The sequence below is a fragment of the Finegoldia magna genome, assembly GCF_002243175.1.
GTDB classification, from domain to species: Bacteria; Bacillota; Clostridia; order Tissierellales; family Peptoniphilaceae; genus Finegoldia; species Finegoldia magna_J.
The window spans coordinates 1-22,542 of the sequence record NZ_NDYF01000012.1; the positions used below are offsets into that span (position 1 = coordinate 1).

The window sequence follows — 22,542 nt, forward strand, 5'->3', positions numbered from 1 at the left end:
TTAGTAATCTTCCACCGAGGCTTCTGTCTACTAAATCCCGTTCGACTTGCATGTGTTAAGCACGCCGCCAGCGTTCGTCCTGAGCCAGGATCAAACTCTCAATTTAATGTTTGTTTGAAGCTAGCTTTTCAGCTGACTTTTGCTTTTTTATTCTCACCGAATTATTGTTTGGTTTGTACTTCTCTCAAAGTATTTACTTTATTTAATTTATTAAGGTTCTATAGTTTGTTGTCTTAATGACAACTTACTTCGCACTTTCGTAACGACTTTGTTAGTATATCATACAAACTTTTCTTTGTCAATACTTTTTTTGAAATGTTTTTCATTCAAAATGTGTTTTCATGAAATGTTACTTTAGTGAACTATTATAGTTTACTATCATCATTTCATTTTGTCAAGTGTTTTGTAAAACTTTTTTTATTTCTGTTTTACATGCATTACTTTCTTTTGAGTAATTTAAAAAGCACTTAACTCAAAGTGCTTTTATATAATATCAAGGTTTTTATTTTTTGTCAAGTGTTTTTTTGTTTTTTATTTTAAAAATCGAATTTGTTTGTAAATGCTCTATTGTATTATGCTTTATCGACTTAGATGATAGGGATGCTACAAGTATTCCAAGAGCTATACTGGCGGCAAATAACATTGCATTTCTCGCATGTGAAAAAGCTAGTTTAGAATTTTGCTGAATTGTGTAATACATTGTGTAATACATATCTGCCCCTGGAACCAAAGATATTATCCCCGGTATTACAAAAACCGTAACTGGCATGTGAACTTTCCTTGAAGCTATCTCTCCTATTATTCCTACAGCTATTGATGCAAACAAAGCCGCGATAAATTTGTTATTTAAAATTATTGTTAAATATTTGTAAACGAACCACGCTACAAATCCAGATACCATAACTATTTTATAAGATCTTTTTGGTGAATCGTAAAATAGTGAAAATCCTAATGTGGCAAATGATGAAATGATTGATTCTATAATTATATATAACATTAGATTGCCTCCATCATAACCGCAAAATATAGTATACTACCAACGCCTAGAGCTATACTCAACGCTGTGATCACAGCATTAATCATAGAACTTATCCCAGATAATAAATCTCCACTTAGTACGTCTCTAACAGAGTTTGTAATGGACACTCCAGGAACAAATGGCATGATACAACCTACGATAATACTGTTCATATCTAAAGCCACACTAAAGATTCCAAAAATTTTCAATGTAACTAATGTTAGAAATGTCATAAACGCAACTGTAATATATGTATTAACAAATTGTGGATTTTCTTTTCTTTGAAAAAATCTGAATACTAACATTTCTAATATAGATATAAAGAAAGCTACGATAGGTTCAATAATACCACCCACTAATAAATGCGCAAATAATCCAGAAGCAGCAGATGCGCCTAGGATGTAAAGTTTTTTATCGACAGTTCTGTTATCTATTTTATTTATTATTTCTATTGACTCATCCAAAGTATACACATCTTTTACAAAATTTCTGGAAAAATCATTAATTTGGTGAATCTTCCACAAATTTGTAGCCTTTGGAATTGTTCTTCTCATAGTCACAAGATCTCCAAAATCAAAACTCAAACATATAATGATACAAGTATAAGATACAAATACATTAATTTTATTAACTTTTTGAATACTTTTACTCATTCTAAAAGCTGTATCTTCTACACGATATGTTTCCGCGCCACTCTCAAGCAAAATTCTTGCAGTATCAGCGACTACATCCATTAAATCTTGGCAATCTTCTTTTGTTTTAACGAATTGCAAAATATCTCCTCCAATATTAAAATTATAACATATAGGAGGCAATTATGGATATTATCAAAAACAGAAGATCGAGAAGAAATTTTACATCTAAAAAGGTATCAATAGAAGATATCAAACAAATCGTAGAAGCTGGAACCTTTGCTCCTACTGGAATGAACAAACAAGACAACATAATAGTTGCTATCTCTGATGATCGTACAATGGAAAATTTATTAAAATCTATCAGAAAACACTTAAATAATGAAAACTACAACGGTTTTTATAATTGCAAAAATATGATTTTGCTTTTGAGTCCTCACGATAATAGAAATAGAAAGTTCGACTGTGGATGCATTATGCAAAATATGATGTTAAAAGCTTGTGAATTAAATGTAGCGAATGTATGGATTAATCAGTTTTATGATTCCTATGATAGTGAACCTATCAGAAAATTTCTACAATCTATAGACATCGATGACGATTACGAAATTACTTGTGCTCTTGCTTTGGGTCACAGCGATGAAATTCCAAAAATCAAACCAAACAAATTTATAACTAAATTTATCTAAAAAATAGATCGATTGAATCTGACTTATAATCAGTTTTCAATCGATCTTTTATTTTAGAAGTTATCGTAATAAATTCTGTCGTCAGTTACTCCAACTTCGTTCAATGCTTTTGTCAAAGATTCTATCATTCTTGGAGATCCGCACAAGTAAGCTGAGCTGTTCTTTCCAGTTTCTTTGCAATATTTCTTGATTGCATCATCAGCATGTCCAGTTTCTCCTTCCCAATTCATTTCAGGAGTTGTTCTTGACAATACTGGAATAAATTTGAAATCGTACAAATCTTCTTCAAATTGTTTCAATTCATCTAACAAGAATAAATCATCTGGAGTTTTGGCCCCAAAGTAAAATCTTGCTTTTCTCTTAATATCATGATCTCTCATGTGGTTAAGGATAGATCTTATTGGTGCAAAACCAGTTCCCGCTGCTCCCAATATGATTTCCGTATCTTCATCGTGATAGTAGAAATCACCATAAGGACCATTAATAGTAACCTTGTCACCTTCTTTAAGAACTTTGTGACAATAAGTTGTACATATACCCTTGGTATAACCAATTAACAATTCGATATGTTTTTCATCTCTGATACTAGAAGCAATAGAATAAGCTCTGAATACTTCTTCATCTGATCCTTCATATCCATCGCCTTTTGGATATTCTTCTGCTTTTAATTGTACATATTGACCAGGTTTAAATTTGATAGTTTCTCCTTCTGGAAGTTCAAATCTAAACTTAGTAATTCTATCAGTCAAAGGTAATTTTTCAACAAGAGTTGTTTCGTATTCTTTTACGTTAAATAACTCTTCTGGAATTTGAATCGAAATATCTTTTTTGACTTTTACTTGACAAGATAATCTAACACTATCGTTAAGTTCATCTTCTGTTAACATTGGTTTTTCTGTAGCAAGTACTGGACCTGCTCCATCCAAAACTTTTACTTTACAATAACCACATGATCCCTTACCACCACAAGCTGATGGAATGAATACTTTTTGGTTTCTAAGTGTAGATAATAAACTATCTCCACCATCTACAGTAAATTCTTTATCGTTATTAATAGTTAGTTTTACTTCACCATAATCTGCAATGTACTTATCTGCAAATGAAAGCAACAATGCAAATAACGCACACAACACAGATACTACAATTGTTGTAATAATTATTTGTCCCATGATTCCTCCTTATGATATTTGAACTATACCAGAGAATCCGATGAATGCCATCGCCATGATTCCAGTTATAATTAAAGTTAAAGGAGATCCTTGGAGACCTTTTGGTACAGATGAATCCTTGATTTTGGATCTAATTCCAGCCATTGATACAATTGCTAACATCCAACCAAGTCCACTTCCTATTGCAAATCCTACTGTTTGCAAGAAGTTGTAGTTTCTGATTACCATGAACAAACTTACCCCTAAAATTGCACAGTTTACTGTGATAAGTGGCAAGAATATTCCAAGAGCGTAATACAAATTTGGAACGTATTTTTCCAAAATCATTTCCAATAATTGAACAAATGCTGCTATCGATATAATAAAAATTATATACCTCAAATATTCTATATTAAATCTTACAACTAATTTATATAAGAAAAAGTTGATTATAGTTGTGATCGTCAATACAAATGTTACAGCTATTCCCAATCCTGTTGCAGTTTCAATTTCTTTACTTACTGCTATAAATGAACACATTCCCAAAAAGTTTGAGAAAATCATATTTGAAGTAAAGATTGATGCAAAAAATATAACTAAAGGACTAATCGTCATTACTTAGCATCTCCTTCCTTTTTAAGATGAGCATTAGCGATCCACATAACTATAGGTAAAATGAAGAACGCTGCTGGTGGCATAACCATCATTGTCCATGGCACAAAACTTTCAGGCATTATTCTGATTCCGAATACACTACCGAATCCCAATAATTCTCTGATTAAAGCTATGAGCACAAGAACTACAGTATAACCTAAGCCTGATGCCACACCATCTACAAAACTACTTACAGGATCGTTGCTGATAGCAAATGCTTCTGCACGTCCCATTATTATACAGTTGGTAATAATCAAACCAACGTAAGGTCCTAATGTTTTACTCATTTCTGGCATGTAAGCCTTCAAGAAAATATCAACTATTATTACGAAGAATGCAATAATAAATACTTGAACCATCATACGAATGTGTTTTGGAGTTACTTTTCTAAGTAAACTAATCAAAAACGATGAACATCCTGTAACAAAAGCTAATGCAAGTCCCATAACTAAGGAGTTCATACATAAGTTTGTTACTGCTAATGTGGAACAAATTCCTATAACTTGAATAAGAACAGGGTTGTCATCAAGCAATCCATTTTTCAATAATTTAGTATATTTATTTGAATTAGCCATTATTTACCTCCATTCTTAATAAACTCATTCACATCTTCATTAATCATATTCACAACAAATGTAGATGTTTGAGTTGCACCACTTATAGCATCAATATTTCCACCATTTGCTGGTTTATTGATTACAATTTTGCCGTCAACAGGTTTTGAAATATCCAAATCTCTGTATTGGTTTTTGTATTCATCTTCTGTGATACGTCCACCCAAACCAGGAGTTTCGTCTTGTTTAATGAATTCTATTCCAACAAGTTTTTTCATATCTTTAGTTATTCCTACATATCCACTGATTGAACCCCAAAGACCAGGTCCGTTAATAGGAACTGCGTAAGCTTTTTCTTCACCATCTTGTTTTAAAATGTAAAGTTTGCTGTCTTTGTAGTCTTCTTCTACGACATTGTCTTTGAAAGTCTTGTCAATGTTTGATGCAGAAGTATCTTCAGGTAAGATATTAAATACATTCAAAATCTTATGTTTTAATTCGATATCTTGATTAAATTTTACTGTAGGAGTTGTAACTTGATTTAACAAAGCCAACGCTAATGTCAAAACTAGTGTCAATCCCAACATAAAAATTACTGGATATACGACTGATTTTTTCTTAGCCATTAACCTTGACCTCCTTATTTGATTTTGCTTTTTTATTAGATTGAACTTTATTTACACAATAATCAATTATTGGTGCAAAAGTATTGCCAATAAGAACCGCAAACATAACACCACCTGCAAATAGTGCAAATCCTCTGATAATTACAGTTACAATTCCTATTATGAAACCATAAATCCATTTACCAATTGGAGTCTTAGCTGCAGATACAGGATCTGTTGCCATGAATACAGTACCGAATAAAAATCCTCCCATTAACATTCCATAAATAGGATTAGGAACAGAAGTTACACCCATTGCGTTAAAAATTAAACTTAATACGCAAAAACCAAGCACACTTCCCGCCATAATTTGCCAGCTTGCAACTTTTTTATAAATCAAATAAATTGCTCCAATAATAATCAAAACTTTGCAAGTTTCGCCGATAACGCCAGGAATTTGTCCCAAAAGCATAGTCGGGATTGTTTCAAATGCTGAGTTAACTTTGAAGGCTGTCATTGGAGTTGGTTGTGTCATAGAATCCAATGATTGTGTTAAGTAAGTTCCAAATCCTCCAGGAAAACCACCTACAGCTTTGTTCCAATAAATAGTCATTTGTTGAGGAAAATTAACATAAATAAATACACGAGCCACTAAGGCTGGATTGAAAACATTTTTTGCAAATCCTCCAAAAACCATCTTCCCGAAAAATATACCAAACGCTATACCAACTGCCGAAATCCAAAAAGGAATTGATGGTGGTAATGTCATTGTATACAAACAGGATGTGACAATAGCTGCTTCAGATATTTTGTTTCTTTTGAATATCTTAGCATTAGCCAAATATTCGACAAGGCATGCAACTATTATGTTTAGCAAAAATAATGCTAACACTCTTAGGCCATAAAAATATATCGCCACCAAAGCAATCGGCAAAAGTGCAAACATAACAGGATGCATCATTTTTTGTTTCATAAAATACTTATTATAAAACTCTTTCAAACCTTTCACCCCTTATAAAAATTTTTTATATATAAAACCCATAAAATACGGATTTATTTTCACTACTAAAAGCTTTTCATTATGTACTCGAAAAAATATTTCTTTTATTTATCATATCATAAAGAGCACCAAAATCAATGATAAAATTTGTTATTTCTAATAAGTAGAATATCTTATGCCAAAGATATTGACCATATATAATATACCCATTTAACCATAAAAATAATTATCTCAGATAATTTTCTTCAATAAAAAATCGACCTAAATTAATAGATCGATCTGTTATTGTTGATTAAATTTTATAAGACTGTTGTTTTTCTGATAATTTTTACGATTAGTCTTCACTAATAAAAAGTATAGTCCTGCAAAAGGCACTGCTAAGTAAAATGTCACAAATCTATTAATAGCCATTATACTAAACGCCAATGATTTTGGCATAAATGAAGAATACACAAGCATCATGCTTCCTTCGATAACTCCTACACCTCCAGGAATATGAACACTCTCAAACGAAATTGTAACCACCGCCTGGATTAGAACAAGAGTCATAAAATTATATGAATTCAATCCAAATGATTTGTACAAAATCGCAGGAATTGCAAACGAAAACAAAAGCATTGGAATTGATATGCACAATAATTTTGCAAAAACTTTTTTATTGTTAATTAAAAACTTCCCGAAATTCTTGTGTTCTTCTATGGTTTTTGTAATATCTTCTTCTGACTTGCTGAAGCGTTTAAGAATTTTAAATTTGGAAAATATTGTGTTGAAAAATCTAATTACTCTAGACGCCAATTCGCTATCAAACATCAAAAATCCTATTCCTATTACCAAGACCAATTGACACGCTATTCCATATATAACCAAGTACTTAAACTCAGAAATCGACGCAATTTTTCCTACTAATCCAAAAATCATTGCTACAAAGAAAATAATTACCATGGACAAATGATAAATCCAATTAAAAGAAAGTAGTGAATTAATTGTAGTCAATGAATCAATGTTATCCGTTCTCATTGTATGATATTGCAATGGTTGACCAAGGCTACCTCCTGGAGATATCATACTGAAAAAATAATCCGTAAATGTATATCCAAAGCACCTTTTAAAAGATACATCATAGCCTTGTATCCTTAGAAGATATTTGTACGATATAGCTTCCAATAGAAAAAACATAAACATGGTCATAACACATGCCACTATGTAAACTGGTCCTATCTTTTTTATTACATCAAAAGCATCATCTGCTCCAATTTTATTTTTTATGAAAAAAATTACTCCTGCACTAAATGCAAATACTAAAATTGCTCTTAAAATCGTGTTTTTGTTCTTCATGTTGCACCTCATCTGATAAAAGTATACCATTAGTATAGTACAGTTTGCAATTAGTTTTTTTCATTGTTGACTTTTTGTATACTTTTGAACGTAAAATAGCCTACCGAAATTAATCAGTAGGCTAATTAGTTATTTTCTTATAACTTCAATTTTAACATTTTCTCCATTCAAATCAATGTCTTCCCCGTCCACATTTTCATCAATAATAATGTCAACAGTTAATGTTTCATCTTTTATGAAGTCTTCATATTGTTCAATTGCTTTTTTAATATCATCTGTTGGCTTGATTTTGATGATGATATTATCTAATACATCAAAGTCATTTGATTTTCTCATTTGTTGAACTTTACTTACAAGCTCACGCGCATATCCTTCCATCAATAATTCATCAGTGATTTCTGTGTCCAAGATTACAAAATAATCTCCTTGCATTGTCACATCGAAGCCTTCTTTGGAGTTGATTCTTACATCAACGTAATCTCTCTTAATGTCGATGTCTTCATCGTCTAATTTAATATTCAAATCTGATTTATCTAGTTTTGATACGAAATCCTTAGCGTTGATATCTTTCAAATAATTTCCAAAAGATTTGATGTGTTTACCAAGAATACTACCAGCAACTTTGAAGTTAGGTTTTAGTTCGTAATTCATAAATTCGGACAAATCTTTCTTGTATTCGATATCTTTTAAGTTGATTTCTTCTTTGATTAAATCCTTGAACTCTTCAATCTTATCCTTAAATCTTTCATCTAGGACTATTTTCTTCAATGGTTGACGAACTTTAATATTCACTTCTTCACGAGAAGCTCTTGCAAGTGTTACAAAAGTTCTTACCATTTCCATCTTTTCTTCTAACTTATTGTCGATTAAATCTTCATTTACCTTATCAAAATAAGCTAAGTGAACTGATTTTTCGCCAGTTAAATCGTGATACATTTCCTCTGCGATAAATGGAGTAAATGGAGCGATTAATTTAGTAAGTCCAACTAATATTTCATAAGTTGTGTTGTATACAGCTTTTTTGTCATCATCCATTTCTGTTTTCCAGAATCTTCTTCTGTTACGTCTGATGTACCAGTTTGATAAATCTTCGATTACAAAGTTAGAAATTTCTCTGGCAACTTTTGTATATTCAAATTGATCCATATTTTCAAAGTAGAATTTTTGTAGATTTGTAAACTTAGACAAAATCCATTTGTCAATCACAGCTCTGTCTTTATATTCTACAAAATATTCTGTAGGATCTGTTTCATCAGTTGTTGCATACATTTGGAAGAAGTTGTAAGTGTTTCTGAATGATCTGAAGAATTTGCTTTCTACTTCTTGTAATCCACTTACATCGAATTTTGTTGGAATCCATGGTGGAGATACATAAAGTGAGTAGAATCTAACAACGTCCGCCCCGTATTTATCGAATAATTCTATAGGATCAATTGTGTTTCCTCTGGACTTACTCATCTTCTTTCCATCTTTATCCAAGATTAAATCATTTACCAAAACATTTTTGTAAGGTGCTTTTCCTGTAATCATTGTAGAAATAGCTAACAAAGAATAGAACCATCCACGTGTTTGGTCAATTCCTTCGTTGATGAAATCTGCTGGGAACACTTTATCAAAGTCATCAGTGTGCTCAAATGGCCAGTGTTGTTGCGCAAATGGCATAGCTCCAGAGTCAAACCAAACGTCAATAACATCTTTTTCTCTAGTCATTATTTCGCCACATTCTGGACATCTAATGTGAACATCATCAACGTATGGTCTGTGAAGTTCTATATTTTCATCGATATCTTCAATCGCCAATTCTTTTAATTCTTTTCTTGAACCAACAGAAAGTGTGTGATTACATTTATCACATTTCCAAATATTTAGTGGAGTTCCCCAGTATCTATTTCTAGAAATTGCCCAGTCTTTAATATTTTCAAGCCAATTTCCAAATCTTCCTTCACCAACGTGATCTGGATACCAATTTACACCGTTATTGTTTTCAACTAATTTATCTTTTAGTTTACTAACTTCAATGTACCATGATGGTTTTGAATAATAAATAAGAGGTGTGTGACATCTCCAGCAGTGAGGATAATTGTGTTCGATTTTTTGTTTTCTGAATAACTTGTTTTCTTCTTTTAATCTTTGCAACACTTCTGGATCTGTATCCATAACGTGTTGACCAGCCCAAGGGCCGCCAACGAATTTTCCTTCTTCATCAACAGGATTGATTAATGGCAAATCGTATCTTCTTCCTGTTTGATAGTCATCTTCCCCAAAAGCTGGTGCAGTGTGAACAATTCCTGTACCATCTTCAACAGTTACATAATCTGCACAAGTCACATAAAATGCTTTTTTGTTAACATCATAAATAGGCAAAAGTTGTTCGTATTCCATATACTCCATATCTTTACCTTTTAATTCTTTGATTAAAGTGTAGTCTTCGCCTTCGTGACCCAACAAATCGTGTGCTTTGTTCTTTGCAAGATAAATCTTTTCTCCGTCTTTTTCTGCCAAAATATAATCGATATCTGGATTAACTGTCAAACAAACATTTGATGGCAATGTCCAAGGAGTTGTAGTCCACGCTAAGAAATATTCATCTGCATCTTTTCTTTTGAATTTAACATACGCTGTTGTAGTTTTGATATTTTCATAACCTTGTGCAACTTCGTGTGATGCAAGACCAGTACCACATCTTGGACAATATGGAAGGATTTTCGCTCCTTCGTAAATCAATCCGTCCTTGTACATTTTGTCAAGCAACGCCCACACTGATTCAATGTAATTATTGTCCAAAGTAATATATGGATCATCCATATCCACATTGTATGCCATTCTATCAGACATCTCTTGCCATTTTTCTCTGTAAGAAAATACAGATTTCTTACATTCTTCGTTGAACTTTTCTACGCCGTAATTTTCGATTTCTTTTTTATCGTGAAGACCAAGTTTCTTTTCAACTTCAATCTCAACTGGAAGACCATGAGTATCCCAGCCAGCTTTTTTGTAAACTTTATATCCTTGCATAGTTTTGTATCTGCAAGTCATATCCTTCAAAGTTCTACTTATAACGTGATGAATTCCTGGTTTTCCATTTGCAGTTGGAGGACCATCATAGAACACATATCTATTTTCTTCATCTCTACTGTTGTAAGTTTCATTCAAAAGATCAATCTCTTTCCAATACTTACTAGTAGCCTGTTCACGTTCCTTAACAGGTTTCTTAGAAAGTTCCTTAAACTTTTTCATAAAAATATCTCCTTATAAAATAATTAAAAAATCCCCTGGAAATTAATTCCAAGGGACGAATAAACCGCGGTACCACCCTAATTGTGTAAACCTCTCATTTCTTGTAACGTCAAGTAATACGCACAGACCTGTTAGATCTGTGAGCTTCTTTCAGATGATTCAAATATTTTTTAATTTATCCCTCTCACCAAACAGGATTCTCTGTAAAATTAATCAAAATATTCCGTTCTGATCACAGCTTTTAATAGAATTATAATAATATATTTTTAATAATTTGTCAAATATTTATAAAAATTATACAAAATTTCACGTACCAATTCAGCTAAATTATTTTGCAAATGATATAATGAAATAAACAATTAATGAAATTTACATAAACACTTAAAATTTTAATATTAGGAGGACAAAATGAAATACTTTAAATATTCTAAAACCATTGCATTAGCTTTTGTATTATCGGTTTCAATATCACAACCAACATCAGCGATAAAGCAAATCGAAAAAGTTTCAATCGAAGGAAAAAACCAATACGAAACAGCAATACAAATATCAAAAAAATCTTATCCAAAAACATCTGACACAGCTATAATCGTAAATTCTGAAAAAATCGCAGATTCGTTGTCAGTTGGTGTATTGGCGCATAAAATAAATAGCCCTATACTTTTAACAGATCATGATGAAATTAACCAATCTACATTAAAAGAAATTCAAAGACTGAAAACAACAAATATTATACTTGTAGGTGGCACTCAAAGTATTTCCCTATCACAAGAAACAAATCTAATGAACCAAAGTTATAAAGTAAGAAGGATTTATGGAAAAGACAGAATAGAGACATCATTTGCAATCGCAACAGAACTTTCTAATCTCAATCAAACAAAACAGTTCGACAACGCATTTGTAGTTCACGCTACCAAATCAATCGTAGATTCAGCAAGTGTAAGTGCAGCTGCATGTAGTATGAATAGTCCAATCTTATTTGTTGGAAATGACACAAAATCATTTGAAGAAAAATATTCAAACTATACATTCAACAACACGTATTTAATAGGTGGAGCTACAGCAAAATTATCCAAGAATTTTCCAAATTCAAAAATCATTTATGGAAAAAATAGAAATGATACGAGCGTGAAAATAGCTGACACATTCTTCAATAATTCAAAATCCGTTTTCTTAGCCAAAAACGGTGAACAAATATTTTCTGAACTTATAGACTGCGTTACAGTGGCACCATTTGCAGCAAATCAAAAATCCCCCATCATTTTTGCATCAACAAAAAACAACTTAACTAAAACAGAGAAAAATTTCTTCGACAAATTAAATCCGAATAAAATAACGCTAGTTGGTGGCGGACTTCATCCTAAATTTGACGAAATAATCGGAAAAACTCCACCGAAAAAAGAGTACGTATTATTAAATGTATCTCAAATAAACCAAAACAAAGCCGGTTTGCCGATGGGCTGTGAAGCAGCATCACTTCTGCAATGTTTACACTACAAAAATATCAAAACTGACACAAATATTCATCAATTTATAAAAGAAATGCCACTTGCAAGAGATAACAATCCAAATCATGGATTTGCGGGTTCTCCTTTTAATATTGACGAAAGAATTTATCAATCAATATTCCCAGAGCCATTAACAAAATGGGCTAACAAATACGCAAACGCAGAAAATATTTCTGGCAAATCTTCAGAATACATCAGAGAAGAAGTTGCAAAAGGAAACCCTGTAATATTCTTTGCTACGTATAAATTCAGAAATCCAACATTCAAAGATTATTTTTGGGGCAAAAATGCACTTTACAACGCACACGTAATGGTAGTAGATGGCTACGACAAAAACAGAATGCACATAGTAGATCCAGCAGAAGATAAATCAAACGGTTATTGGATATCCCGCTCACTTTTTGATAGCAGATACAACATCAAAAAATACGCCGTCGTTGTTAGATGATTTTATAATAGATACAACAAAAGCCACCGTACGGTGGCTTTTTGATATTAATCAAAAAAGTTTAATTCACCAAAATCTTCAGCTATATCTATCGTAAACTCTTCTTTCTTTACATCATCTATACTTTCGGCTATAACCAAATAATAACTTTCTGTTCTGTAATATTTCCTTGGCTTTAAATTAAAGTCAAGCTTAAATACCCTATCAGAGTTATCTGAACTTTCTTTATCAGCGATAATTTTTTTAACATCGCTAATTTCTGCACCTGTTGAATCTGTAAAATAGACACTATATACAGCTGCTTTTCTATTATAATCAACTGATTCTTTCTGATAAAAGCTCAATGAAAAATTCATATTGCTTATCTTGTGACTGGAAGTGAGTAAATCAACACTCACCGGTTTAACATCGTACTTTTCTTGATTTCTTCTGTATTCAACAGATTGTTTTCTTACATGCTTGTACTTTATCAGAGGAACAATCATTTCTTGTAAGCTAACTCCACCATGTACGAATTTCTCACCAGCCCCCGACATTCTAATTCTCGTTTTATTTCTAGGAGTAAAAGCTGTGTATTTTTCATCAAAGAATTTAACATTCATTAAATATTCTAATTCACAGTCTCTCTCAGTTATAGCATATCTTCGTGCATATTCAATTACGCTTTCATTATTAGAAATATTATCCACTTTATTTGTATCCTCAATCGAACTAAAAGTATACAAAAATCCATGATCACTTGTTATAAAAACATTGATTCCACCAAACTCATTAGTAATCATTCTAACAATATCAATTATTTCATCAATTGCATCATCACAAGCATTAAACACACTATTTTCGTCATTATGACTAGAAGAATCAATAGTATCGTGATAAATATAAATTATTTCCTTTCCCTTTACTATCGATTGCCTTTGCTCTCTTTTCATGTGAATAATATCATTGTATTTTAGAATCGCAGAGTTTGGATTAGCTTTGTTTAGACAATTCTCTCTGTAATTACTATCCGTTCGCATACCATCGCACATCACAGATAATTTTTCATTATTTGCACTGCCTGTAATATTAACACTCATATCTTCATGAGGAAGAAGAGCAGCCATTCCAAATTTAGTAATAGTCGGAAAAATTGCCTGCATTGAATCCATAGAAATCTTGCACTGATGTTCTCGTTCAAGCTTTTCAGACAAGCTCTTAGCAACCTCATACCTCATCGCATCAGAAATAATTACATAACATTTGTTTTTTTTGTTTTTTATATTGTCACTATAAAAATCCACTTGCTTCTTAATCTCAGAAACATATCCCAGATCTTTCAAATCATCCTTACAGTAGTCGAACCATCTATCACCAAGTTTCTCCAAAAACCAATTATTATACAAACCCTCTACATAATCCTTAACGACTGAAAAATCATCTTTCAACCAGGAATTAAAATCCTTTATAATAAAATTGTAATTTTTGTGGAAGCCTCGATAATACGTATCCATCAAATAATACTCTTCAGTATAGCCATCCCAAATTTCTTTTGCAGATCTTCCCCAATTAGATGCACTATTTTTATTGTAAAATTCTTGCATATCACACAAGTAGCTCAACGCTTCGTAATAATACTTATAATCATCAAACCACACGCCAATTCTTCTTCGTTCGATTATTTCTCTGTTATTATCGATATCAATAATATAATCTTTAACATCTCTTGTGATTTTTTTCAGAATAATCTTATCAATAAAATCAAAAATTTCTGTATCGATCAAATCATTCACACCAAGCCTGAATAAATTGGAATCAACGTCAAACTCATCGTTAATATCATCCAAATAAGGTTTCAGCACATCTCTTGAACTGCTGTTTAACCATTCCCACAAAAAATCATAACAAAAAGAACAATATGCACTGTTAATAAAATCATCATAATCATTCAACAAATCTTTTCTGATGGACTTCGTCAAAGCTGTCAGAACTATTACATCCATTAACTCCTTTAAACTAGAATTCTCTTTTTCATAACCAGTAGCTTGTGACACCATCTTCCAGAAAATATCCACAGCTCCATAATTACACAAATCCACATACATCTTGTTAGTATCATTGTCCAATCCATTTGATAAAACATTTCTAATAATCATACTAGGATTCAAGCTATCACTTGAACTTATTGTAGCCATTATTGCCAAGTACAAATCCTTCTTATTATCAATTTTTTTTGCAAGAGAATTGAATTTGACACGTCTTGTTTTTGCATTGAAAAATTTGGAATAATTTTTGATATCACCTCTTAGCTTTTCACTATCAACAACATTTAATTCATTAATCCACAAACTGATTAAATCAGCTCTGAAAATCTCGCTGTATAGCTTCATATCATAAAACCAATCCTCCTCATTGTTTTCATAAACAAAAGGCTGATATACTAAGAAGTTACTCTCCAAATCCTCGAAATTCAACAAATATTTTACAGCAAAATTATTATTACAATCTAACTTAATAACTCTTGCATTATCAAAACTTACATCATCAATATAATCCAAGAAATCCTTCGATTCATCAACCCAAAAAATAATTCTTCTATTATAAAATTGTGGCAAAGGAAGCTTGAATTTTTTATCAAGCTCCATCAATATATTATCTATATCCACCTAATCACATCCTTAAATTTTTGCCAAAACATTCTTAAAGATATCGTAATTATTCTTCACACCGTCATCCAAGTCAATCTCAATCATTTCATCAGCTAAGCTGTGGATTTTTTCTTCATAAGACAGAATCTCTCTCGATTTTTCTTGAATAGAATCTCTCTCTTTCTCCAATTTAATCTTTTCAGCTCCTTCAGAATCATTCAACCTATTTTCCAAATCCGCCAATGCAGTACGATACCTACTTTGTTGTTCGTGAATATAATCGGTTCTGATTCTCGCAATAGTATCTTTTTTATATCTATGCATATAAATCAAACATTTGAATCCGTTTTTCTTCCCAGAATCAAACAACCAATAAATCGGTCTTTTCTTGTATAATTTGACATGATCCTTATAAAAATCTTTAATAAAATAATTTCTGATTACAGCTCTACTATGAGATTTGCCACCCAATGCATTTGCGATAAACTTCAGATTGTCCTCCAAGTTATCTTCTCCATATATAACTTTAACAAACTCAATAAATCTGTGAACAATATCATCGTCGAAATATTCATCATCAGAAATAGGAATGATACCATCTCTGTCAGCCGTAAATGAAACATAATTGGAAGAATTGAACTCTCCACCAGCATACACCAATCCATCCTTATCCAATGAGTATCTTCCCATCATACAACCAACTGCATAAGAAATAAAAGATTTTACGTCATTTTTCACATCAGCTCGATACAAAGTAATATCCTTATCATCTACAAACTCATCCATTTCATCTGACAATCCATAAATATCAATGAAAATTCGGTTTAACTCTTCTTCATTTGATTTTAATTCTTTAAACCTTTTTTGAGTGATTTGATTCCAAGTATTAAAAGATTGCTCAATAGTTTTTTCTCCATTTATAAAAGGATGCTTTCCAAAATCCCATGAAGTTTCGAATGAATCCCAATCTGATTTTGAAATTCCAATGTTTTCTTTTACTAATTCATCAACAATGTTAATCTTTGTCTTATGAATTATAACTGGAAAATTTTTGAAATCTCCTACTTGTAAGTTAATTGTTGGATTTAACATTTTAAAAATAAAATCAGATAATTTCGTACTCATTAAACCCAATCCATAATATAAATCTAATGACCCGTTAAAAAATGCTGACATACCAGAAACATCATGAATGCCCCCATAAGACCTGTATCTTATCGAAAAACCACCAGATGTTATAAGTCCCCAAGTAATTGCTTCTTTAAAATATGAATCTCTATTTTGTGGTCTTGATCTTAGTTTTCCATTTTTATCTACAAAGTTTCTGATTTCAAAACCATCTTTTTCCCAATTAACAAGATAATCGTAGTTTCCGTACCACTGCCTTCTCTGTCCACCTTTATTATAAGGGATCCATTTTTTTTGACTTTGTAATAATTCATCAGAACTTTTAGCGTTAAACTTGCATTTATTTATGTCAACTTCTTGCCATAATCTCAAAAATCTATTGTTATCAGCTGTAGCTAATCCTTGTTTAACATCTAGGACATTTCCAATTGGTTTACCATTGTCAAATGCTTTAATGACATTATCACTTGCCCAATATGCAATTGGCGAACCAGGAATTTTTTCAAAATTACTTTGATCTGTTTCATAAAAATAATCGCAGCTATCGGATTTAATTGCTTCAAGTACTTTTTGTTTTTTCTCAAGTGAAGTATTATAATTAGTTAATTTTATAAAAGATGATTTGTAGCTCGGCGTTTTTGATTTCCTATTGACAAATATTGTTGTTTGCACTACTTCTCCACCAATTTCTTCAAAAGCTCTTGTACCAAGATGAGCCATACAAATGATTGTGCTGCTTTCTAGTAATTTATTTCTCAATTTTTCATAAGATGTCAAAAACATCCACGAATGCTGAGTAATCATGGAATAATAACATTTGTTTTTCGAAAACATTATACATCTTTCTATAAAAGCGGCAAAAAGATCATTTTTTGATACTCCATAGTTTTTCTTTAAAAATTCTGAAAGCTTTCCATTTGCATTTGAAGTTCCCATATATGGCGGGTTAGTAACTACGATATCATACTTTCCCGATAAAATTTCACCAATATTAATTAAACCTTCAAATTCGTTAATAGTTTGTTCTGAAAGAAGTATATCCCTGTTATTCTCCAATTCATTTAATCTGTTTTTCAATAACTCAAAATTTACTGAATTTACTGTAATCAAGGATCCGTATTGCTTTGCATCTTTCAGTTGATCTATAAGCTTATTAAGATTGTTTTCTAGTTCATTATCTCCATCCGTAAAAATTTTAATCAAAAGTGGACTGAGATTTTTACTTTCTTTTATAGAGTAAATATTATGATTAATTCCCCTACTTAAGAATCTCTTATCGTACTGACAAGCTTTCATCATAATTGAAAAATATGATAGCTGGCCTGCACGGTCGTCTATGTCTAATCCATAAAGGTTATTTTGAATAATACTAGCCACGGCTTCTCTTTTTTGAATTCCGTAAGACTCGTAAATCATAACTAATACATCAAATAAATATGATAAAACATGACCCGATCCCATGCATGGATCTATGCATTTTATTTCTTGTGGTATGAGTTTTGAATATTCTGCTCTAATTTTATTTAACTGATTTTTGACATCATCTTCTTGGTCAGACTCTTCAATAAAATACTCCAATTTGCTTTTTAATTCTGAACTTGGATGACCTTCAAGCCATAACCTTCCCAAAGAGTTATCTACCATGTATCTTACAATCCAGTCCGGAGTAAACAACTGAGTTGCTGCTGGTATTTTTTCTTTAGTAATTTTTTTATTTTTCTTTAAATCAGAGAAAACTTTATCTTTAAGCTCTTCATTATAATACTGATATAACCATCCAATTATCTCAACTTGTTCGGTCCAATCTTCATTCGGTATTTCTGTAATCATTTTATCGATGATGCTGTCTTTTCTTAGAAGATTATCTGGCAACAATAGTTCGGTGTAATCATTTATTTTCTGGAACATTTCTGGCAAGTATTGGTTAAGGTCATTACATTGCAATATTAGTAAATACTTGAATAGCTCTTCATCACTACTTTTTTCTTTTAATTCGTATACTTTTTCAAAATCCATATTTTCAAATTGAAGATTGATGGCTTCTTGTAATATTTCAGGATTAAGATTGTCACATTCATCTGTGAATACTCTGATATGACTTGGAAGATATCCATTAACTTCCATGAATCTTAAAGCTATGAATCTATTAAACCAAGTGTATGCTACTTCTTCAATTACTTGATTGTAGCCTTGTTCTTCAATTTTTTTGATGAGTGCTTGAAGCTGTGTCTTCTCAGTATTTGTCAATGGTTCATCTGTGAATACTTTCTTGTCAGTAAATGATGTGTTTTCTTCAGATATTCCAAATTCCAATGCTTTCTGTGATACTTTTTGTATTAGTTCACTTCTTGCGAATGTAGCAAACTTTCTGATTGCATTCTTGTCCATTGATATCTCCTTAATTTATCTTAAATCCATCACAATCTTTGAGTTGTTCAACCATGGAGTATTTTACTCTGTCCAAATAGTCTTTGATTTCTTCTACAGAATTAATTTGTTTTGTTGGAAACAATGATTGTCTGCTTAAGTTTTTGATTTTCTTAGGTTGTGGTGGTTGTGTAGTTGCACTTGTGAATGGTTTCTTTTTATCATTTACTTGTGATGATAAAATCATTTGGTCAATTGATGACAAGTATTCATCTCTTTTAGTAAAAAGCTGAGATTTCATTCCTTCCAGGGTTGTAATACTATTTTTGTCTGGTATTTGATTTCTCTGAAATGAGAAATAATCATCGGCTTTATTTGAAACGCTCTTTGCTGAGGTGTTTTTTTCTGCTCTTGAGTGTATTTCTCCTAGACATTGTCTTACATCATTATAAAGTTCTTCTCTTTTTGATTCCAACATTTTATCGTGCGATTGTTTTACATAATCTAGTAGTTCATTTAATTGTGGAATCAGAGAATAGTTGAAGTTTTTATCAGATGGAATGGTTACAATTTTTCTGATTTTATTTAGGTATTCATACGCTTTTTCATCACGTGATATTGGATCAAGATCATCTCTCATGCTTAATTCAAACTTGTAGGCTTTATTAAACAATTCAACTTGATTGTCGAAGAATTCTTCAACATTTTTTACATCTTCTAAGTTGTCCAACAGTTCATTCTCATTAGAGTTTATTGAGTCTATAAATTCTTCATTATCTTTTGATTGATTTAATATTGTCTCTATTAATTTTATTGATCTTACTATTTTATTTTTATCTGGATATTTGTATTCAGAGTTATATTTTTGCAATAATTTTTGGTAATGATCGTTTTTTGATTGGAACTTGTCTTTGATGAATTGTATTAGATCGTCTTCATCTTTTGGTATATCCATTACATCAAAGTATTCTCTCATGAATGATTTTATTTTTCTTATTTTTATTGGAGAGATTTCGTTTCTTTTTTGGACTTCAACTTTACCAATCTCGCTTTTTTTCCTAAGCATATCGATAAGTTTCGGATTGTTTCGTTGAATTGTTACTCCTGAGTATTTTATAGTTATTTTTTGATCGTATAAAAGTCTTGCTATTACTGATGCTATGTCAATTTCGCGCCATCCATATGGTTTTTTTTGATATCTTGATTGAATGTCTGCCATTGATGTTGGTAGCTTTTTTCTTTGTTGCATTTCAAGATACTCTTCTACCTTATTCAAGGCTTGTTGGTTTGGAATTGTTCCTTCAATCATGTTTTGTGATCCATTTAAAATCATGTTGATATCTTCGTCTGTAGTTGAATAGGATGTAATTAAATCAATATCACTGTAAACGTGGCTAATTAGTTGATCCAGCATTTCATTGATTTTATCTACTGGCGTTTTTGAACTTAGTACAAGCTTTTCACCGTCAGCAAAAAAGTTTCCATCTTGGATGGCTTTTTCAATATCTTCTCGTGCTTGTTTTTCGTATTTGTTTCCGATTTCTTGCTGAGCTGTTATAATTTGTTGCAATGATGATGGCAGTGAGCTGATGTTTTTTTGCATGATGTATTTTTTGATTTTCATGGCTTGTTCTAGATTTTCGAAATACGGATAATTTGCCAATACAACAATTGCGTTACCTTTTGATTCGATAAGTATGTCGGATGTTTGATTGCCAATTGTATCTTTTGCAATTGTGTAGGCTTTTAATTTCATATCTGAATTAGCCATGCCCATTACTATATCATCTACCATTCTGTCAAATGCAAAATCATTGAGTCCATATCTTCTTTTTCTATTTGTAAATATATCTTCAAAAATTATTTCACCTATTCTTTGAACTATGGATGATGTGTCAACAGATGTATGTTTGATTTCTTTGGCGACGTCTTGTTCTTCATCTGTTAAGAAATTATAAACATCTCCACTTCTAGCAATATAGTTTTGACTTAGTAATCTGTTAAGACTTTGTTTGATTGAGTCTCTTACTGTGATTTTGTCTACGTTTATGTTATCAGCCATTAATATTGCAATGTTATCTATATTGCATGGAATGTCATCTACATATCGCAATAAATATAATAATTTTAGTACTTTAACATCTTCTGCTTTTATTCCGTGATTTTCTTCATCGTCGGCAGCATTTTGGCATCTTTCTATTACTCTTCGGATTGATCCATCTAAAAATGTGTGCGTTGTATCATAAAACATATAGAATGGAACTATTGAGTACTCATCTTTGTCTTCAACTTGTATTGCCGATTCTTGAAATCCTGATAACATTGAGCGTTCTCCGCCAGATAAGTGCTTTCCAGTATTACCATGTTTTCTAATTTCCGAGAATACTTTTTGCATTATAATGAATTGATATGGTACAAATGGAAATATATTGATAAACTCGTCTTCATTTGAGTATCCTTTAATGTCTAATATAGCCCCATTAAAACTAAACAGATTTCTCATGATGCTTTCATTTTTATTGAATACATCTTTTAAAACAGGCTTTGCTTCTTCGTTTTTTGTTAATATTCTTTTTTGGATCACTTCATCTGCTGATGATGATGTTAATGAAAGTCTTGTTTTGAATCTGGCTTGAATTCTGGAAAACTCATTTTCGCGCGCTTTTATTATTTCATCGATAGATTCTTGTCCCGTGCACATTACCCAAACTTTTCCCTTGCACTCTGTTCCTATTTTCTCAAGTAATGTTTGTAAGTTAAGAAGTAAACTTGTGTTTGATCCCGTATACTGTCCAACCTCATCTATCATAAATAACAATCTGAAATCGCTTGGCTTGGATTCTACGTATTCGTTAATCTCTCTAACTAGTTTAGAAATACTCATTTCTATATCTTCATCGGCAGAATTATACCAGCTTCTAGCTGAAGATTCTTCGATACCCATGACTTCTACCATCGTTGTTATAATTTCTTCATCATAAAAAGAATATGCTTCCCTGTCAGCGTACCATTCCATGCCACTATTTTCTTTAAATACTTCTCTAAATTTTTCGAACAAATTTTGTTTATCCAAAAATTGCTCTAATTTCGCTATTTTTAAGTTTTCTCCGTAATATCCTAAGTATTTATAGAATACTTTGGCGAAAACTCTTAAAACCGCTGTATCATCTTTTCTCACGTCGGATTCCGAGTCAATGTTGAACAATATTGTGTCTGTTTGATTATTTGTTGATTTTTTTATTAACTCAAAGGTTCCTGGATCTTCAGAAAATTTTGATTCAAATCTATCAATTGTGTATTTTCCACAAACTTCACGATTTTCTAATAAGTAGGATAATATTTTTAAAAAATGTGATTTACCACTTCCAAAGAATCCTGATATCCACACTCCTATATCATTAGTAGGATTGTTAAATGAATCTGAATATATTTCAAAGAAAGTTTTAAAGTGCTTTTTTAGTTCTTTTGTTATAACGTACTCTTCTAATTCTTGTACTATTATTTCATCAACATCTTGATCAACTTTTACTACACCATTTATATTACGGTTGATGTCGTCCTTAAACATATTTTTGATTTTCATTTTTCTCTC

Annotated in this window: 14 protein-coding genes and 1 rRNA gene; 2 read left to right on the forward strand and 13 right to left on the reverse strand. The window is 31.5% G+C overall.

Going from position 1 to position 22,542, the window contains the following annotated elements; genetic code table 11:
- The 3 genes from B9N53_RS04605 to B9N53_RS04615 all read right to left on the reverse strand — a co-directional run.
- Nucleotides 1–106: ribosomal RNA gene (locus tag B9N53_RS04605) — 16S ribosomal RNA — on the reverse strand; the annotation flags it as partial.
- A gap of 396 nt (nt 107–502) precedes the next feature.
- Nucleotides 503–997: a threonine/serine exporter family protein gene (locus tag B9N53_RS04610; protein ID WP_002834990.1), complete on the reverse strand. Its 495-nt coding sequence runs from the start codon at nt 995–997 to the stop codon at nt 503–505.
- The gene (locus B9N53_RS04615; RefSeq protein WP_094203888.1) at nt 997–1,791 is read right to left on the reverse strand and encodes a threonine/serine ThrE exporter family protein; all 795 of its coding nucleotides are present in this window, start codon (nt 1,789–1,791) and stop codon (nt 997–999) included. The genes B9N53_RS04610 and B9N53_RS04615 overlap by 1 nt, the downstream gene beginning before the upstream one ends.
- A gap of 44 nt (nt 1,792–1,835) precedes the next feature.
- On the opposite strand from B9N53_RS04615, the gene B9N53_RS04620 reads away from it, so the two are divergent.
- Nucleotides 1,836–2,339, forward strand: a complete 504-nt coding sequence (locus tag B9N53_RS04620; protein WP_094203889.1) for a nitroreductase family protein — start codon at nt 1,836–1,838, stop codon at nt 2,337–2,339.
- A gap of 53 nt (nt 2,340–2,392) precedes the next feature.
- Here B9N53_RS04620 and B9N53_RS04625 read toward each other — a convergent pair whose 3' ends face one another.
- The 7 genes from B9N53_RS04625 to ileS form a co-directional block, all read right to left on the reverse strand.
- Nucleotides 2,393–3,508 (reverse strand): NADH:ubiquinone reductase (Na(+)-transporting) subunit F, encoded by a 1,116-nt coding sequence (locus tag B9N53_RS04625; RefSeq protein ID WP_094203890.1) that lies wholly within the window; start codon nt 3,506–3,508, stop codon nt 2,393–2,395.
- A 9-nt stretch (nt 3,509–3,517) separates the two neighbouring features.
- On the reverse strand, nt 3,518–4,102 hold the full coding sequence (locus B9N53_RS04630) for an NADH:ubiquinone reductase (Na(+)-transporting) subunit E (RefSeq protein WP_002834994.1): 585 nt from the start codon (nt 4,100–4,102) through the stop codon (nt 3,518–3,520).
- The gene (gene nqrD, locus B9N53_RS04635) at nt 4,102–4,716 is read right to left on the reverse strand and encodes an NADH:ubiquinone reductase (Na(+)-transporting) subunit D (RefSeq protein ID WP_002834995.1); all 615 of its coding nucleotides are present in this window, start codon (nt 4,714–4,716) and stop codon (nt 4,102–4,104) included. The genes B9N53_RS04630 and nqrD overlap by 1 nt, the downstream gene beginning before the upstream one ends.
- On the reverse strand, nt 4,716–5,321 hold the full coding sequence (locus B9N53_RS04640) for an FMN-binding protein (protein WP_002834996.1): 606 nt from the start codon (nt 5,319–5,321) through the stop codon (nt 4,716–4,718). The genes nqrD and B9N53_RS04640 overlap by 1 nt, the downstream gene beginning before the upstream one ends.
- Complete coding sequence (locus B9N53_RS04645) at nt 5,314–6,309, reverse strand: RnfABCDGE type electron transport complex subunit D (RefSeq protein ID WP_242432402.1); 996 nt, start codon at nt 6,307–6,309, stop codon at nt 5,314–5,316. The genes B9N53_RS04640 and B9N53_RS04645 overlap by 8 nt, the downstream gene beginning before the upstream one ends.
- A 273-nt stretch (nt 6,310–6,582) precedes the next feature.
- A complete protein-coding gene (locus B9N53_RS04650) occupies nt 6,583–7,635 on the reverse strand; it encodes a lysylphosphatidylglycerol synthase transmembrane domain-containing protein (protein WP_094203892.1) in 1,053 nt (350 codons plus the stop codon).
- A gap of 129 nt (nt 7,636–7,764) precedes the next feature.
- Nucleotides 7,765–10,872, reverse strand: coding sequence for an isoleucine--tRNA ligase (gene ileS, locus B9N53_RS04655; RefSeq protein ID WP_094203893.1), 3,108 nt, complete (start codon nt 10,870–10,872; stop codon nt 7,765–7,767).
- Nucleotides 10,873–11,280: 408 nt separating this feature from the next.
- Here ileS and B9N53_RS04660 point away from each other — a divergent pair, with 408 nt between their 5' ends.
- A complete protein-coding gene (locus tag B9N53_RS04660; protein WP_094203894.1) occupies nt 11,281–12,828 on the forward strand; it encodes a cell wall-binding repeat-containing protein in 1,548 nt (515 codons plus the stop codon).
- 47 nt (nt 12,829–12,875) lie between these two features.
- On the opposite strand, the gene pglZ is transcribed toward B9N53_RS04660, so the two are convergent.
- Genes pglZ through brxC form a run of 3 tightly spaced genes read right to left on the reverse strand, consistent with a single transcriptional unit; the run spans nt 12,876 to nt 22,533 of the window.
- Nucleotides 12,876–15,473: a BREX-1 system phosphatase PglZ type A gene (gene pglZ, locus B9N53_RS04665; protein ID WP_094203895.1), complete on the reverse strand. Its 2,598-nt coding sequence runs from the start codon at nt 15,471–15,473 to the stop codon at nt 12,876–12,878.
- A 12-nt stretch (nt 15,474–15,485) separates the two neighbouring features.
- Nucleotides 15,486–18,971 carry a BREX-1 system adenine-specific DNA-methyltransferase PglX gene (pglX, locus tag B9N53_RS04670; RefSeq protein WP_094203896.1) on the reverse strand — a complete coding sequence of 1,162 codons (3,486 nt, stop codon included), beginning with the start codon at nt 18,969–18,971 and terminating at the stop codon, nt 15,486–15,488.
- Nucleotides 18,972–18,981: 10 nt separating this feature from the next.
- On the reverse strand, nt 18,982–22,533 hold the full coding sequence (brxC, locus tag B9N53_RS04675) for a BREX system P-loop protein BrxC (protein WP_094203897.1): 3,552 nt from the start codon (nt 22,531–22,533) through the stop codon (nt 18,982–18,984).
- Between the last annotated feature and the right edge of the window lie 9 nt (nt 22,534–22,542).

Coding starts and splice junctions, on each gene's coding strand:
- B9N53_RS04610 (WP_002834990.1), bottom strand. CDS start 997: ATGTTATATATAATTATAGAATCAATCATTTCATCATTTGCCACATTA.
- B9N53_RS04620 (WP_094203889.1), top strand. CDS start 1,836: ATGGATATTATCAAAAACAGAAGATCGAGAAGAAATTTTACATCTAAA.
- B9N53_RS04625 (WP_094203890.1), bottom strand. CDS start 3,508: ATGGGACAAATAATTATTACAACAATTGTAGTATCTGTGTTGTGTGCG.
- B9N53_RS04630 (WP_002834994.1), bottom strand. CDS start 4,102: ATGACGATTAGTCCTTTAGTTATATTTTTTGCATCAATCTTTACTTCA.
- nqrD (WP_002834995.1), bottom strand. CDS start 4,716: ATGGCTAATTCAAATAAATATACTAAATTATTGAAAAATGGATTGCTT.
- B9N53_RS04640 (WP_002834996.1), bottom strand. CDS start 5,321: ATGGCTAAGAAAAAATCAGTCGTATATCCAGTAATTTTTATGTTGGGA.
- B9N53_RS04650 (WP_094203892.1), bottom strand. CDS start 7,635: ATGAAGAACAAAAACACGATTTTAAGAGCAATTTTAGTATTTGCATTT.
- ileS (WP_094203893.1), bottom strand. CDS start 10,872: ATGAAAAAGTTTAAGGAACTTTCTAAGAAACCTGTTAAGGAACGTGAA.
- B9N53_RS04660 (WP_094203894.1), top strand. CDS start 11,281: ATGAAATACTTTAAATATTCTAAAACCATTGCATTAGCTTTTGTATTA.
- pglX (WP_094203896.1), bottom strand. CDS start 18,971: ATGGACAAGAATGCAATCAGAAAGTTTGCTACATTCGCAAGAAGTGAA.
- brxC (WP_094203897.1), bottom strand. CDS start 22,533: ATGAAAATCAAAAATATGTTTAAGGACGACATCAACCGTAATATAAAT.